Source organism: Bacillus sp. OV322 (assembly GCF_900112495.1).
Taxonomy (GTDB): Bacteria; Bacillota; Bacilli; order Bacillales; family DSM-1321; genus Peribacillus.
Window position 1 is genome coordinate 286526 of the sequence record NZ_FOMA01000007.1, and the last position, 15686, is coordinate 302211.

Annotated in this window: 14 protein-coding genes and 1 pseudogene; 5 read left to right on the forward strand and 10 right to left on the reverse strand. The window is 42.8% G+C overall.

Translation table 11 applies throughout. From position 1 onward, the window contains the following. The first annotated feature begins 66 nt into the window (after window positions 1–66). Complete coding sequence (locus BM126_RS18365) at window positions 67–219, forward strand: YpzG family protein (RefSeq protein WP_083392062.1); 153 nt, start codon at window positions 67–69, stop codon at window positions 217–219. Between the two features lie 54 nt (window positions 220–273). On the opposite strand, the pseudogene BM126_RS18370 reads toward BM126_RS18365, so the two are convergent. Continuing rightward, window positions 274–1177: pseudogene (locus BM126_RS18370) on the reverse strand (LysR family transcriptional regulator). A 160-nt stretch (window positions 1178–1337) separates the two neighbouring features. Between BM126_RS18370 and BM126_RS18375 the strand changes: the two are divergent. The 3 genes from BM126_RS18375 to BM126_RS18385 all read left to right on the forward strand — a co-directional run bounded on the left by BM126_RS18375 (window position 1338) and on the right by BM126_RS18385 (window position 4343). After that, entirely contained in the window at window positions 1338–2792 is a 1455-nt protein-coding gene (locus tag BM126_RS18375) for an aldehyde dehydrogenase family protein (RefSeq protein ID WP_090990867.1), read from the forward strand. A 497-nt stretch (window positions 2793–3289) separates the two neighbouring features. Continuing rightward, window positions 3290–3706: a universal stress protein gene (locus BM126_RS18380; RefSeq protein WP_071350528.1), complete on the forward strand. Its 417-nt coding sequence runs from the start codon at window positions 3290–3292 to the stop codon at window positions 3704–3706. Between the two features lie 40 nt (window positions 3707–3746). Beyond that, entirely contained in the window at window positions 3747–4343 is a 597-nt protein-coding gene (locus BM126_RS18385) for a hypothetical protein (RefSeq protein WP_177201492.1), read from the forward strand. Window positions 4344–4399: 56 nt separating this feature from the next. On the opposite strand, the gene BM126_RS18390 is transcribed toward BM126_RS18385, so the two are convergent. The 7 genes from BM126_RS18390 to kynU form a co-directional block, all read right to left on the reverse strand. Continuing rightward, complete coding sequence (locus BM126_RS18390; protein WP_256213175.1) at window positions 4400–4816, reverse strand: nucleoside 2-deoxyribosyltransferase; 417 nt, start codon at window positions 4814–4816, stop codon at window positions 4400–4402. A 272-nt stretch (window positions 4817–5088) separates the two neighbouring features. Continuing rightward, the gene (locus BM126_RS18395) at window positions 5089–5412 is read right to left on the reverse strand and encodes a hypothetical protein (RefSeq protein ID WP_071350531.1); all 324 of its coding nucleotides are present in this window, start codon (window positions 5410–5412) and stop codon (window positions 5089–5091) included. Between the two features lie 94 nt (window positions 5413–5506). After that, window positions 5507–5794, reverse strand: coding sequence for a DUF3817 domain-containing protein (locus tag BM126_RS18400; RefSeq protein WP_090990870.1), 288 nt, complete (start codon window positions 5792–5794; stop codon window positions 5507–5509). A 155-nt stretch (window positions 5795–5949) separates the two neighbouring features. Next, window positions 5950–6573 carry an arylformamidase gene (gene kynB / locus BM126_RS18405; protein WP_090990871.1) on the reverse strand — a complete coding sequence of 208 codons (624 nt, stop codon included), beginning with the start codon at window positions 6571–6573 and terminating at the stop codon, window positions 5950–5952. A 36-nt stretch (window positions 6574–6609) separates the two neighbouring features. Next, window positions 6610–7446 carry a tryptophan 2,3-dioxygenase gene (gene kynA / locus BM126_RS18410; RefSeq protein ID WP_090990899.1) on the reverse strand — a complete coding sequence of 279 codons (837 nt, stop codon included), beginning with the start codon at window positions 7444–7446 and terminating at the stop codon, window positions 6610–6612. 29 nt (window positions 7447–7475) lie between these two features. After that, window positions 7476–8798, reverse strand: a complete 1323-nt coding sequence (locus BM126_RS18415) for an amino acid permease (protein WP_090990900.1) — start codon at window positions 8796–8798, stop codon at window positions 7476–7478. A 79-nt stretch (window positions 8799–8877) separates the two neighbouring features. Next, window positions 8878–10164: a kynureninase gene (gene kynU, locus BM126_RS18420; RefSeq protein WP_090990872.1), complete on the reverse strand. Its 1287-nt coding sequence runs from the start codon at window positions 10162–10164 to the stop codon at window positions 8878–8880. A 233-nt stretch (window positions 10165–10397) separates the two neighbouring features. On the opposite strand from kynU, the gene BM126_RS18425 reads away from it, so the two are divergent. Further along, window positions 10398–11510, forward strand: a complete 1113-nt coding sequence (locus BM126_RS18425; RefSeq protein WP_090990873.1) for an NAD(P)/FAD-dependent oxidoreductase — start codon at window positions 10398–10400, stop codon at window positions 11508–11510. Between the two features lie 352 nt (window positions 11511–11862). Here the strand turns inward: BM126_RS18425 and BM126_RS18430 are convergent, their stop codons facing one another. Continuing rightward, window positions 11863–14298, reverse strand: a complete 2436-nt coding sequence (locus tag BM126_RS18430; protein ID WP_256213180.1) for a bifunctional diguanylate cyclase/phosphodiesterase — start codon at window positions 14296–14298, stop codon at window positions 11863–11865. Between the two features lie 187 nt (window positions 14299–14485). Further along, entirely contained in the window at window positions 14486–14758 is a 273-nt protein-coding gene (locus tag BM126_RS18435; protein ID WP_071353067.1) for an HU family DNA-binding protein, read from the reverse strand. Window positions 14759–15686 lie beyond the last annotated feature (928 nt).

The window sequence follows — 15686 nt, forward strand, 5'->3', positions numbered from 1 at the left end:
TAAATGATATTCATGCAATATCAAAGGTTTCCTGCTATCCAATCCTAATGATGAGGTGATCTTAGAATGAGTTATAGAGAACATCTAGATCCGCATTCACAGCAGTTTCACCATAATTGGACAAGACCTAAGCGTTCGAACTCTCAAGTAAATGGACATACTGCAATGTCGCAGACAAACATTATACTAAGAAGCAATGCAAAGGCTCACAGGTGGTAAAGGATAGTAAGAAACAGGAAAGAAGACAGCTTAATGTCTTCTTTCTTGCTTTCTCTAAATGTTTTTTGTAATTCTGGAAGAGATATCAGCAAAATAATCAATCACATGCTCAAAGAAGTTTGAAGCAGCAATAGAAGGATGCCTTCGTTTGGATCTTCCGGCACCAATGGTCCGCTCGCAAACAGGTTTTTTAATACGCAGCAAGGATACGGACTTATGAGGTGCTATATGCCAAATCAAGGCAGGAACAAAGGCAACTCCAAGCCCTTGCTGAACCAGCTTTGCTATCACCATTGTTTCATCTCCCTCAAAGGATACTCTAGGAACAAAGCCAGCTTCCCTGCAATAATAATCCGTAATGCTTCTCACTCCCAATCCGGTATTTGAACTGATGAATGCCTCATTTTTAACTTCCTCAAGATCAATGCTTTCTCTTCCTGCTAAATGATGGTTTTCAGGAACCATTAAATAGATTTCCTCCGTTAACAGCGGAATCCATTCAATGTCTGGGCCTTCAATTGGTGTAGATGAAATGCACATATCTATTTCCCCTTTTTCCAGCAAATGGACCATGGATTCATTTTCCTGCTACCAGCTGCTGAAAAAAGATATTTTTATGCTGAGCTAAAAACGAGCTGATTAAATCTGGCAAGATACTTGGGATGGAGATAGCCAGCTGCACCATTCCGAGATGAAGTCCTGATAAATACTCCAATTCCCTCTTGGCTTCTCCAAGCTCCATGAATATACGGTCTACTCTTGTTAAAAAGGTTTTTCCGTATTGATTCAGTTTAATCTGCCTTCCTATACGGTCAAATAAAGGAACACCCAAATCTTCCTCAAGGCGCGAGATGGTTTTGCTTAAAGATGGCTGGGCAATCTTCAGCTCCTCAGCTGCATGTGTCATATGCTCAAGCCGTGCCACGGTTTGAAAGTACTTAAGCTGTAATAATTCCAATTGTTTTTAACCGCCTTCTCTAATAGACTTAATACTATTATTATATAATGAATTATGTATTATACACTATTGGTATAACCCTCTATAATGACTAGTGAAGTCTCCTTTAACTTAATAGGAGATAGATTCCAATAAGCATAAGTCCCAGGAGGTCAAATAGATGTTAAATAAATATTCTAAGCAATCTATAAACGGAGAATGGCGTAATGGCCGCAGCCAATTAATATATGATAACGTCAACCCATTTGATAAAGAGGTTATTGCTTCTGTTAAATTATCAAATAAAGAAGATGTTAATGAAGCTTATGAAGCTGCAAGATCAGCACAGAAAACCTGGGCAAAGGTCCCTTCTGCTGAAAAAAAAGAAATCCTTTTTCGTGCAGCAGAAATATTCGGGGAACGAAAACAGGAAATCACCGAGATTATTTCAAAAGAAACAGGAAGTTCTGTATTGAAGGCAACAGGTGAAGTCATCAGCATCATCGAAATGATTAAAGATGCCGCAAATTATAGCGAACGCATGGAGATGCCCGTCTCTCTCCCTTCAAGCATGCCAGGAAAAGAAAGCCTTGTTTTCCATAAGCCTGCTGGTGTAGTGGGCATCATCTCTCCATTTAACTACCCGCTATTTCTCTCAATGAGAGCAGTTGCACCTGCTATTGCAGTAGGTGATGCCGTTGTTCTTAAACCTGATTTGCAAACGCAAATTTCAGGCGGTTATATCATTGGAGAGGTTTTTGAGCAGGCAGGGCTGCCTAAGGGTGTCCTGAATGTGCTTACGTTTGCCATCGAAGAAGTCGGGGATTTTTTTGTAGAGCACCCTATTCCCCAGGTTATTTCCTTTACCGGCTCAACAGCAGTCGGGCGCCATATCGGAGCTTTGTGCGGCCAGCACCTCAAAAAGGCAGCCTTAGAGCTTGGAGGAAACAGTCCCCTTGTAGTATTAGAGGATGCCGATATAGATCAGGCCATTAATGCAGCGATTTTCGGCAAATTCATTCATCAAGGCCAGATTTGCATGATAACCAATCGTATTCTGGTCCATCGCAAGCATTATAAGGAATTCGTTGACCGTTATGTCCAAAGAGCGAGTGAGCTTCCTTATGGAAACCCTGTCGATCCGAAAGTCATTATCGGGCCAATCATTAATGATAACCAGCTCAAGAAGATACTGAACATTGTAGAAGAAGGCAAAAAAGAAGGAAACAATCTTGTATTGGAAGGCAAGCAGGATGGAAATATCCTTACTCCTTTTGTATTTGCTGATGTAGACAATAAATCAAAGCTGGCTCAGACAGAGATCTTCGGGCCTGTAGCAATCATTATTCCTTTTGACTCGGAAGAAGAGGCTCTTGAGATGGCCAATGACACAGAATATGGACTGTCAGGTGCAGTCTTCACTCAGGATTTTGAACGGGGAATAGAGTTTGCCCGTCAAATTGAAAGCGGAATGGCTCATGTTAACGACCAGACTGTTAATTCTTCTCCTAATGCCCCATTTGGCGGAGAAAAAGCATCTGGACTTGGCAGATATGGCGGGGAATGGGGATTTGAAGAATTCACCAGTGCCAAGTGGGTCACCGTCCAAAGAGAAGCAAGAAAATACCCATTTTAAATAAAAATTCCCAAAGAGGTTCTAATACGCATCGTTTATTTATGATAGTACAGATTGAACTGGCCAGTCCTTAATTTAGGACTGGCCTCTTTCATGCTCGGCAGCACTCTTTTTCTTTGTCTGTTGTCCGCTCCAGAATGCTTGCACTCCTGCTTAGATTAGCGGGAAGGTGAGACACCGCAGGCATTGCTGAGGCTGCTCACCGCCCGCCTCGCGGAAAGCGGGCATCCTGAAGCGGGAATTCCCCCTGTTACATAGCAGCAAAGCTATCGAAAACAGCCTTAAGAAAAAGCCTTTGCTTTTCACCACTAAGCATTATTCCATATTTCAAGAATTACCTGGCTGGCGGTTAGGTGCAGAGGTTTTAGGGTATATTTTCCCTGAAGGAACATTACAGTTATACATATTTATAACGTTTAATTCTTGACACAGCCCTGTAAATACATCTTTGCCGAATGGTGTGAATACAGAGCATTATTCATAAAGGAGGAGTTTATATGTATAAGAAAATTTTAGTAGGATTTGATGGTTCTGCGTCTTCATCACGGGCTTTAATGCATGCTGCATCACTCGCAAAAGCATTGAACTCAGAAAAATTGTCCATTCTTCATGTGACTAGAAACCTTCCTCTGCAAGAACCAGCGTACATGGATCTTGATCAATTAATGGATGAAGAAAATCAGGATATCCTAAAACCTGCTATACAATTTTTGTCTGAATCAGGCATTTCGTATGAAACACATAACTTTGAAGGAGATCCCTCACAGATTATCAGAGACTTTGCTGCAGAGCACCATTATGATGCCATTGTGATGGGCACCACCGGAAAAAGCATCATTAAGGAAGCCCTGCTTGGAAGCATAAGCCATCGTGTTGCCCAAAGTGCGGAGTGTCCGGTTATCATTGTGAAGTAAGCAGTTCTTGATTAAATTTCTGTAATCCCTCCCTGCACTTTTGCTGCAGGTTTTTTTATCTGTCCATTCTTCCATCAATCATCTATATGAGCCCGGGGCATATACTCTTTACAACCTGCCATTTGAGGGAATCATCAATGTAGGAAGGCGGCACAATATGATAAACATCCTGCTTATTCCATTGATAACTACGATATTCACTACACTTTTACTATATATAAAAGAGAACTCACAAGGAAAAAGATTGAAAAAACAAGTAATCAATGAACAAAAGCTAAAAGAGGTATATAACGAGCTGTTCAGCATCAGTTTGACTCATAAGGAGAAGCTCAAGAACAGCTTTTATACCGCTTCAAAAGGAGCCTTGGACGGGGCAATCATCCCTGAAGATGATATCCCTGTCATTCAGGATGCGGAAAAATGGAATGAGCTTATTAACAAGATCCGGGCAATCGTCCATAAAAACCTTCATTTGCTTGAAAAAGATGACCTCAGTAATTGGCACCAGATTGAACTTATAGAACTCGATGAAAAATTCGGCGCAAAAGTCCCCCTGCAGAAATATAGGCAGCTTCAGGCTTTCCTTGAAGAAATCACTGTGACATATAAAAAGCTGTATAATATGTACCACCAGTAGTACTTCTGCCTTTGAGGCAAGAAAAAGAATCTTCTTAGCGGTTTAATGCATTACTTTTAGTCCGTTACTAATTCATGTTTTAACAAGTGAAGCAGAAAGTCATCTATGCTGCCTGTAAACTTATTTACGCCTGAAACATGGTAAAACGTGCTTGATTCAGCGGGATCATTAATCACATCTGAAGGAGAATACAAATATAAGGGTTTGCCTAACCCCAGTGCAATGCCTAACTCAATATGACTTCCTTTCCCTCCTGGCAGAAGAATAATTACAAAATCAGATTCGGTAACAGCCTGCTTTTCTTCTTCTCCTATACTTTGCAGCTTATCAAGAGTATCTGCTCTTTCATTTTCAGTCCAATCATAGGTGTGGATAAATCCATTAAATGTTAGTACTTTTGCAACATGTCTAACTTGTTTTATATTTTGAAAACTTGAACCAATATAAAACTTCATTCCTTCATCCCCTTCCATATACATCCAAAATACCTAACATCTATTAAAGATTTCTGCTTGAGGTTTTTTAATTCCTTCTTGTTCTGACACCAGAATGTAATCCGCACATTATCATGCCTAACCATTTTCTTTATTATTAAGACCCCTTAACACATCTCCGATATTAGGAAAAGGGATGCAGCAATGGCCCACCGCCCGCCCCGCGTAAAGCGAGCAGCCTGAAGCGGAAATCATCCCCTTGTTCCATAGCGGCAAAGTTTACGAAAACAGCCTAAAAAAAAGAGGAGAATTTAATTCTCCCCTAATCTTAAGCCGACATTATATCCTTCCAGCATAAACTTCAATCTATTTTCTCTGAGGTAGTCCTTGACGGAGGCATTTATTTGCTGCTTCACTTCTTGCTGCCTGCTCGGATCCATCTCATTCATCCAATATTCCTCAAAGTGTGCAGTGCCTTTTATTACCCCATTCACTCCTTCATTATCGAGCCAATGGATAAAGACGAAATCCCCAGTCACAGAGCTGGTATAATCATCCGCTGTGTATAGACCGAGAAAAATATAGCGGTTTTGCTCCTTTTCTAATCTGCTTTCGATAATTTGTGCGTGTCCCATTGTCTTCCTCCCTTTTTTCTCATTTTACTGTATTCCCCGCTGAAAAGTAAAAAAGTGAGCTTATGCCCACTTCTTTTTGATAAGCTGTATTTACTCAATCTTTTGGCAGGCGCCCATTCAAGAGAAAGGTACCGAAAGGCAGCAATGAAGCGGTAAATGCGCCTAGCACTCGAATCAGGGACCATCGATGCTTGCTCCATACCCCAATAAGGGCAAGGACAAATAGCACAAACAACACACCGTGGGCCATTCCAAAAATCCTGACAAAGATAGGAACATGTGCAAAATATTTTAATGGCATGGCGATAAAAAGCAGAACTAAATATGAAATGCCCTCAATCAGCCCAATTCCCCGGAGAAATCCTATGTGTGATTTCCACATGCTTGTTCATCCTCCTTTAATATGTTTACTGTTAAAATACGGCATTGGGCTGCATTTTATTCTAACAAAATAACCAAGCACTCCTTATCAGGTAAATCGGCCATTCAGCAAAACAAAAAAGCCAGGATCACCTGGCCCTCTTCACTGTTTGTTATCTATAATTCTCTCAAAACTGCCCTGACCGGACTTCCATCTGCATCCGCTAAATAAAGAGGCAGGGCTGCAAGTTCATAATCTCCGGGAGACACCTTATCAAGTACAAGTCCTTCTAAAATATGGATCCCATTTTTTGAAAGGGCATGATGTGCAGGCAGTTCCTTGCTTTCTATTGGATCTACAGAAGGCAAATCAAGGCCAAGCAGACGGACGCCTTTATCCGCAAGCCACACGGCCAAATCCGGTTCAATCGGCGGAATCGAGTCAGGGAAAACACTTCTGTCCTTCCAGGAACCCGTATAAATCAAGAGGCGCTTCACTCCCTCTATATTGAACTGGCTAACATCCCGGGCAGAGATGGAATTCCTGCCAGGGAGATGAATGACCCGGGCTTTTCCGATATACAGCTCTATATCCAATTCACCCGTCTTTTTTCCTTTATCGTCAAAATGAAAAGGGGCATCGATATGTGTGCCGGTATGTATACTCATAGTCAGCTGTCCGACATTAACAGAACCGCTTTCTTCTTTTGTCCAATTCCGCTGATAGGAAAACGCAGTATCTCCCGGCCAAACAGCCACCCTTTCATCAAGCTTCTGGGAAATATCTTTCCATTTCTTCATTTGGGTTCATCCCCTTTTTTCACTGCGGTTTTATTTCTATAACCGGGTTCTAAGGCTCCATATTTCAGGGAAAAACCCCTGGTCCAGCACTCTTTTCAAGTAGGTCACTCCTGAGGATCCCCCTGTGCCCTGCTTGTGCCCAATAATCCGTTCGACTGTGGTCATGTGGTTGAATCGCCAAATTTGCTGCTGGCTGCCGATATCTGCCAGCTTCTCGCCCAGTTCATACAAATCCCAATACTGCCCGACATTTTGATAAACAGTAAGCCATGCATCCTCTACACTTTTATTATGCTGATAGGGTTCAGAATAATCGCGATTAAGCACATCTTCATCTATGTGCAGCCCCTTATGGGAAAGTGCCCTGATGGCAGCATCGTAAATGCTTGGCGCATGCAGGGCTATCTGCATGATTTGGAGCAGTTTTTCGTCATGCTGATAGACAGACAGCATTTTAGCGTTTTTGCTGCCAAGTGCAAATTCAATGAGCCGGTTTTGATAGGATTGAAAACCGGAGGAGTGCCCTAGCTTGTCCCTAAATTCCATATATTCAGAGGGTGTCAGGGTAGACAGCACGCTCCAGGACTGGGTCAGCTGCTGCTGAATCCTCGACACCCTGGAAAGCATTTTAAATGAAGGCTCAAGATTATTATCCATGATACAATCCCGAGCCGCAGTCAATTCATGAATCGCAAGCTTCATCCATAGCTCACTTGCTTGATGGATCACGATAAAAAGCATTTCGTCATGATGATCTGACAAGAGATGCTGGCTTGTCAGGATTTTATCAAGCTGAAGATAATCTCCATACGACATTTCTTTTTCAAAATCTGTATGGAGCTGATTTTCCTTTTCTTGATTGCCTTTTTCCATCCCGGAAATCCCCTTTTCTGCATGAATGCTTAAACGGATCTGCGTTTTCGCTTTTTTCCGATCCAGTAAATCAGTGACAAAAATAAAAGCCATGGAACACCAAACTGAAGCAGAATCTTAAAATCGGTAAACCATGTAGTGACAATCAGGCAAAGCAAGAGAAATGCTCCTAACAAAGGCAGGTACGGATATCCCATCATTCTTACCGGCAAATTCCTCCCGCCATTCCTCTCCCATTGTTGCCTGAAAAATAAATGTGAAACAAATATCATGAACCAGGTAAAAATGGCACCGAACATAGAAATGCCCATCATGAAAGAATATGAGGTGTTTGGCTTAAGGGCGCTGACAATCCCTGCAAGAAAAATCCCTGCAGTTGAAACAGCCAGCGCATTCCTCGGTACTGCATGTTTATTTACCCTGCCGAAAACAGCCGGAGCCGAGCCTTCGCGGGACAAGGAAAAAATCATCCTTGTCGAGGCATAAAGCTGGCTATTCATAGCGGATAAAGCAGCAGTCAATACGATAAAATTCATGACTCCGGATGCATAAGGGATTTTTAGTATTTCCATGACCTTAACAAACGGACTCTCTTCGATGCCTGCAGACTTCCATGGAACAATCATCAGCATGATCCCGATAGTCACTACATAAAACAGCGAAAGCCTGAACACCGTTGCTTTCAAAGCTTTCGGTACAGCCGTATCAGGATCCTTTGTTTCCCCGGCCGTAACTGCAATTAACTCTGTTCCAAGAAAACTGAATAGGGAAATGAATACTGCTATCCACATACCTTTTACTCCAAATGGGAGAAAGCCTCCGTCATTTGTTAAATTGCCTGGTCCCATTTCAGCATGTGAAGAACCGGTTAATACATATATCCCCAGCAGAATGAATAAAATAATGGCGCTGATTTTAATCATTGAAAACCAGTATTCAAAGGTTGCAAAGGTATGCACACTTTTCAAATTTACATAGATTAGCAGGATGGCAAATAATAATATCCAGCATATCTGCGGAACTGCAGGGAACCAATATTTCATATACACCGTGCTGGCGCTTATCTCTACACCGACTGCCAGCACATTGGCAATCCAGTACGAATAACGGACCAGAAATCCCGCCATAGGGCTGACATATTTCTCAGCAATGGTCCCAAATGAGCCCGAGGTGGGATAGGCGACCGTCATTTCAGCTAAACATCCCATTAATAAAAGTACAATAAATGCCCCAATGGCATAACTCACCAATACGCTTGGGCCCGCAGTCGTAATGGCAAGCCCGCTTCCCAGGAACAATCCAGTCCCAATGGCGCATCCCATGGCAATCATGGTCAGCTGCTTTGTACTCATTTCCCTTTTTAATCCCGCGTTTTCAGGGGGATTCTTACTGCTTTTGTAGCTATTCAATTTTTATCCTCCCTGCCTTGTCTTAAGCAACCACGTCCCGCTCATTCTTAAAGTTTTCATATTCTTTCCCAATCATGATTTTCTTAAGAATCTGAACCGCCTCCCACACTTCTGTGTAGGCTGTATACAAGGCGACCGGAGCCAGACGAATGATATTAGGGGCCCTGAAATCCGGCACAACTCCATTTGCCTTAAGGGCTTTGCAAATCCGCGCTGCTTCTTTATGTTCCAGACTGATATGTGCGCCCCTTCGGCTATCCTCTGTTGGATTTCCGATAAAAAAGCCCATATTGCCAAGCTCAAAAGAAATCAGATCCATCAAATATTCATTAATTTGAAGGGATTTCTGGCGTATCCTATCAATTCCTGCTTCACTGAACATCTCGAGTGATCCGATTAAAGGGGCGATGCTAAGCACATGCGGGGTCCCGATTTGGTAAGCTCCTGCATTTTGTGCAGGTGTCAGCAGATGCTCCATATCGAATTGTTTGTTTTTATCAGATCCAAACCAGCCTGCAAGCCCAGGATTCCTTCCAAAATGCCTGGAATTCACATAAAGGCCTCCGACACTTCCCGGCCCTCCATTAAGATGCTTATAATTGCACCAATAAGCAAAATCCACACCCCATTCGCCAAAATAGTGCGGAATGGCTCCGACAGAATGGCAGCCATCAAAACCGATGATAATGCCCCTTTCATGCGCCTCTGCTGTCAGACGTTTCATATCAAGAATCTGGCCGCTTCGATATAAGACTGTCGGCAATATAATTAACGCAATTTCTTCCGTCATTTGATCAATGATATCATCTTCTTCCAGGAATCGCCCGTCCCTGCTCTTCACCTGCACCAAATTCGTTTTATCATAACCATGCATTTCCAGCTGGCTGTGCATGGCATAAATGTCGGAAGGAAACGTTAATTCATCCGCCAAGATTTTTTTCCTGTCTCCCTTGGGTTTATAAAATGTAGCCAGCAATTGATGAAGATTAACCGTTGTAGAGCCTGTGACAATCACTTCATCAGGAGATGATGCCCCAACTAGGGGCGCTAAAAGCGCTCCCATTTTTTCTGATAAGTAAAACCAGGGATTGTTTCCCTGTGTCCATCCGTCAATGCCATATGTCTTCCAGTCATTCAGAGTATCAAGCAGAGATTTTTCTGCTCTTTTTGACAAAAGCCCCAATGAATTTCCGTCAAGATAAATGCTGCCTGGCTTTGTATAAAATTCATCCCTATATGCCTTAAGCGAATCATCTCTATCCAAGCCTTGAGCGAATTCATTTAAATGAAAGCCAGATACTGTATTCATAGTGCCCTCCTCTGCTTGCCATATTGAAAATCGTAACAAGATTCCTGCATTCAGTCAATCAGCTGTCCGTTAAATTTTAGAATATTCCATTTTTTTAATTTAACCTTATAAGGATTTCCTCTTCCTTTGGATAAACCAAGGACACCATGTTATGATAATCTCTATATTTAGCAATTAATGCATTGCCATTGTGATACATGTGCTGATGCTGATAAAGAAGAGAGTGTCTATTTATGCAGAGATACATAGTGATCGGAGCCGGAATCCTTGGTGCTTCCACGGCTTATCAGCTGGCCAAAAGCGGGGCAGAGGTTGTCATTGCCGACCGTAAAGACAGGGGGCAGGCTACTGATGCAGCAGCAGGCATTGTATGTCCATGGCTGTCGCAGCGCCGTAATAAAGCCTGGTATAAGCTTGCAAAAGAAGGTGCAAGGTTTTACCCGGATCTGATAGAGTCCCTTAAACAGGACGGTGAAACAGATACCGGATATGCACAAGTCGGCGCTGTCAGCCTCCACAGTGATAGCGAAAAGCTTATTGCCATGAAAGAACGGGCATTAAAGCGAAAAGAAGACGCACCTGAGATGGGTGATATCACCATTCTTACTCCTGAGCAGACAAGGATCCTTTTCCCTCCTCTTGCAGAAGGAATCGGTTCTGTCCATGTCAGCGGCGCGGCACGTGTTGATGGACGTGCCCTCCGTGATTCCTTGCTCAGGGCTGCCGAAAAAAACGGTGCTGTTTTTATAGAGGGAGCAGCATCTCTGAATTTTAAGGATAAACAGGTAATCGGGGCTAATGTGAATGGTGAAGCTTTAGAGGGTATGGTAATTGTCTGTGCCGGCGCCTGGGCAAATCAGCTGCTGAAGCCCCTTGGAGTTAATTTTCAAGTCACCTTCCAGAAGGCGCAAATCGTTCATCTAAACCTTCCTGGGATAAGTACAAAAACCTGGCCCGTCGTCATGCCTCCAAGTGATCAATATCTGCTGGCCTTTGAAGACAGGCTGGTAGCCGGGGCAACTCATGAAAATACAGAAGAATACGACAGCCGGGTTACGGCTGGCGGATTGCAGGAAGTCTTGAATAAGGCCTTACTTTCTGCCCCTGGGCTTGAACAAGCTTCCTTTCTTGAAGCCCGAACCGGATTCCGCCCCTTTACACCAGGCTTTTTGCCTGTTATCGGTTCCCTGCCAGGCTGGGAGGGAATATTGGCCGCTAACGGTCTTGGAGCTTCAGGCCTTACAATGGGACCCTATATTGGTTATCAGCTATCAAAGCTTGCACTCGGGCTTGAAACCGATATAGATCTGGAGCAATATGATTTAAATAGTGCTTTGGAGGCCTAGCCATCATCGAAACCAAAAAATAAAAGACTGTTTTCGTAAAACTTTGTTGCTATGAAACTAGATGGTTGATTTCCTCTCCAGGATGCCCGCTTTCCGCGGGGCAGCCAGTGAGCCTCCCCGACTGCCCCTGTTTAGGTCTCACCTGTTCTGCTAATCTAAGCAGAATTCTCGCACCTTACGCCCAATCAACCTAACTTGACAATGGGAACGCTTCACATAACAAATTAAAAAATCAACAATCTTTAAGAAATGAGCCAAATAAAAAGAGCCACTATGAATGTACTGCACCCCTGAAATTAGATTTAAACTCTAACTTTTGGAGTGCAGTGCATATGAAATGGCTCTTTTTGTGCTAGGTTTGCAACAGGGGTTTCTGCAGGAACTGCTCTTGAAGATCCTCAGCGGAAAGGGGCCTGCTGAACAAAAAGCCTTGCACAGTATCACAATCATTTTCTTTTAAGAAATTCAGCTGGTTTTCTGTTTCTACACCTTCCGCCACTATATTAAGCTGCATATTTTTAGCAAGGCTGATTATGGAAGCTGTAATTGCTTCATCTGTCCCAGCCGTATTACCATCAGACAAATTCCTTATGAAGGACTGATCAATTTTAAGAGTATTGATTGGATAATCCTTCAGATAAGCAAGAGAACTATAACCAGTGCCAAAATCATCTATGGCAATTTCTACGCCCATCTCCTTCAGCTTATTGAACGTATAAATGGCCCGGCTCACATTTTTCATCGCCGTGCTTTCTGTAATTTCCAATTCCAGATATTTACCTTCCAGATCATATTCTGTCAGAATTGTTTCCAGCTCGCTGAGAAAGCTGTTCTCCATAAATTGCCTTGTCGCCACATTCACGGCCACCTGAAGATGAGAAAATCCCTGTTCATGCCATTTTTTCAGCTGTGAAACGGCCATTCTTAATATTTTTTCGCCTAATGGAACAATTAAACCCGTTTCTTCTGCCAGCGGGATAAAATCTGCAGGAGATACAAATCCAAGCCGCGGATGATTCCAGCGTACCAGCGCCTCTAAGCTTGTCACTTCTTCAGACTTGATATGGATCTTCGGCTGGTAGTGTAAGATAAATTCACCCTCTGATCCAATCCCCCTTCTCATTTCTTCTTCCAATTGAATCTTATCTAAACGGCTATCAATCGACTTTGTATAAATCTGATAGGTGGACTTACTCGTTTCCTTTGCCAGGTACATGGCTAAATCTGCTTTTTTAAGCAGCTCTTCAATATCTGATCCATCATGAGGGAAAACGGCAATCCCAATGCTTGCAGTCGTGTATATTTCATGATGATGTAGTGTAAACGGCTCATTCAGCGATTTGAGCAGTTTATCTGCCAGCTTTTCAGCCTCCGAAACTTGCTTTATATTTGGGAGAAACAAAGTAAACTCATCTCCGCCCATTCTTGCCAAGAGTACATTTGCACCGATGTTCTTTTCAAAACGTGAGGCCATTTCCACCAATAACAAATCTCCATAAGAATGTCCCAGCGTATCATTAATTGTCTTGAACCGGTCCATATCCAGCAGGAAAATAGCGGCTGATTTGCTTGGGCCCATTTCTTGAAGCACCCGGGAAACCTGTTCTCTGAAGGAGCGCCTGTTTGGCAGGGACGTTAAATCATCCTGATAAGCCTGCTTATGAATAATCTCCAGAGCGTTAACCTGTTCAGTAATATCTTTGGCGATGCCATAGATGCCATCAATTTTGTCATCGATATAAACCGGAACAGTCGTCACATTCAATATGACAGTATTTCCATTTTTATGGATTGCCTCAATATCAAATTTTCCCGGAATTCCGCTTATCGTTTTAGCCAAGTACTTCCTTGCCCGCAATCCCTCTTCTTCAGAAAGCAGCGAATCAAAAGAAAGGTATGGAACTTCTTCTGCAGAATATCCCAATACATCTGTTAAAGAAGGATTAAAACTTAAGATGCTTCCGGAAGCATCCAGGGAAAAAATGATATCCAGGTTATGCCTCACAAGAGAATCATAGCGCTGCTGGCTTTCCTGGAGCCTTTTATTCTGGACGGCCAGCTTTCGGTCCATGCCTGAAGAAAATAAGACAAAAATCTGGATAGTAAGAATCGCGGCACCTATTCCTCCTGCCAGGATGGCTGTATCCATTCGGAACCCGCCTGATGCCAGATGATGAACCATATGTCCCTCGGCACGATAGCTTGCTGCAGCCATTCCTGTATAATGCATTCCAGAAATGGCAGAACCCATCACAATAGCACTTAGTAATTTGCCTAAAAAATGATTTCCCGACTTCACCCTGAAATAGAAGGATATCTTTAACGCTGCCAAGGATGCTGCGAGAGCAATGAATACGGATAAAGTAACCAGCAGCTTGTTGTAATGGACAGCAGCCTGCATCTGCATAGCCATCATGCCGGTATAGTGCATTAAAATGATAGCGGTGCTCATAAATAGCCCGCCGATCAGCAAATGAATATTTGCCATTCTCTCGCGGCTTACGACAAACAAGGCAGTAAACGAAGCTAATATGGCCACTGCAACTGAGAAAAGAACGATTGAAGCATCGTAATTAATCATTACCGGCAAACTAAACGCCAGCATGGCCACAAAGTGCATGGACCAAATGCCAAGGCCCATTGTCACCGCACCGCCCGCCAGCCATAGCTTTTTTGCCCCATTTCGGGCTAAGGTTATTCTGCCTGCAAGATCAAGAGCCGTAAACGAAGCGAATACGGCAATCAATATCGAAAGGCACACAAACCCCCAATTATAATGTCCCTGCATGTACAAATAATTTTCCCCTTTTTAATAAAATCTCTCTATCTTATTTCGGCAAAAATAACACTAACCTAAAGTCTTATGTAAAAATAATATGCTGACTCTCTCTTCCCTTAATTCAATGACAAGCCTTTAAGAAGGCGCAAAAAAGGCCCATAGGAAAACCTATGAGCCCTTTTAAACAGGTATAAGCTTACTTTACAGCTTCTTTTAACTCTTTGCCTGGTTTAAACGCAGGAACCTTGGAAGCAGGAATGTTCAATTCTTCCCCAGTCTGAGGATTGCGGCCTGTACGTGCAGCGCGCTCACGCACTTCAAATGTGCCAAATCCGATTAACTGGATTTTCTCTTCCTTTGCTAGAGTATTAGTAATCGTCTCCAAAAGCACATCCACAGCTTTAGAAGCATCCTTCTTTGATAATTCAGCCTGTTCAACCACTGCATTCACTAAATCAGTTTTATTCATATTAAAACACCTCTTTTTCAATATTTTATGTAGAATCCAAAACATATCATATCTGCTGTGCATTTGTCACTTAATAAAGGTTATTTTCGGGGTTTTACAAGCAATTTGTTAAAAGAACAACTTATTTTCTTTATTGCCCTATTTATAATAAATTATACAAAATCATAAAAAAACAGGTACTGTATCCAGTTGTAACAACTCCTGCTATCTCTAGTGAGCATGTTGCTATGGAACAAGGGGTTGATTTCCGCTCCAGGATGCTCGCTTTCCGCGGGGCGGGCGGTGAGCCTCCTCTGCTTCGCCTGCGGGGTCTCACCTTCCCGCTAATCCCGCAGGAGTCTCGCACCTTTCGCTCCAATCAACCTCATTTAATAATGAGATCGCCTCACAGAACTCATTAAAAAACAACAATCTTTAAGAAAAGAGCCTTATAAAAAGTAACTCTCTTGTATTAATCAAAATGGCCCACTATCCTCTTTGCTTTTTTGCACGTGTTCTAAAACCGATTGCAAAAAAACGCTCTCTCATGCTTGGCACTTCCTGCCCTCTCTCAAGGAAGTCACGGTTTTAGCAGAAGCTCTAGTCCAGCTAACTGACGTGTTAGAACTCCCAAATGCGGTAACCGGCGGTTCTCACCATTCGTATTTTTAGCTTACTAGACTCTTTTGAGCTCTTATGAAATATCCATTTCTGCACACAAAAAAGACCAGCATCTCTGCTGGCCTTTCGCTTGCTTGGCGGCGTCCTACTCTCACAAGGGGAGAACCCCCAACTACATCGGCGCACGAGCTTAACTGCCGTGTTCGAACTCCTGAACGGCGATAACTGGCGGATCTCCCCATTCAGGTTTGGGCTTACTTGACTCTTTTCCTCTTTATATTCTTTTTAGTTATTATAAAGTCTCCATTTCTGCACACAAAAAGACCAG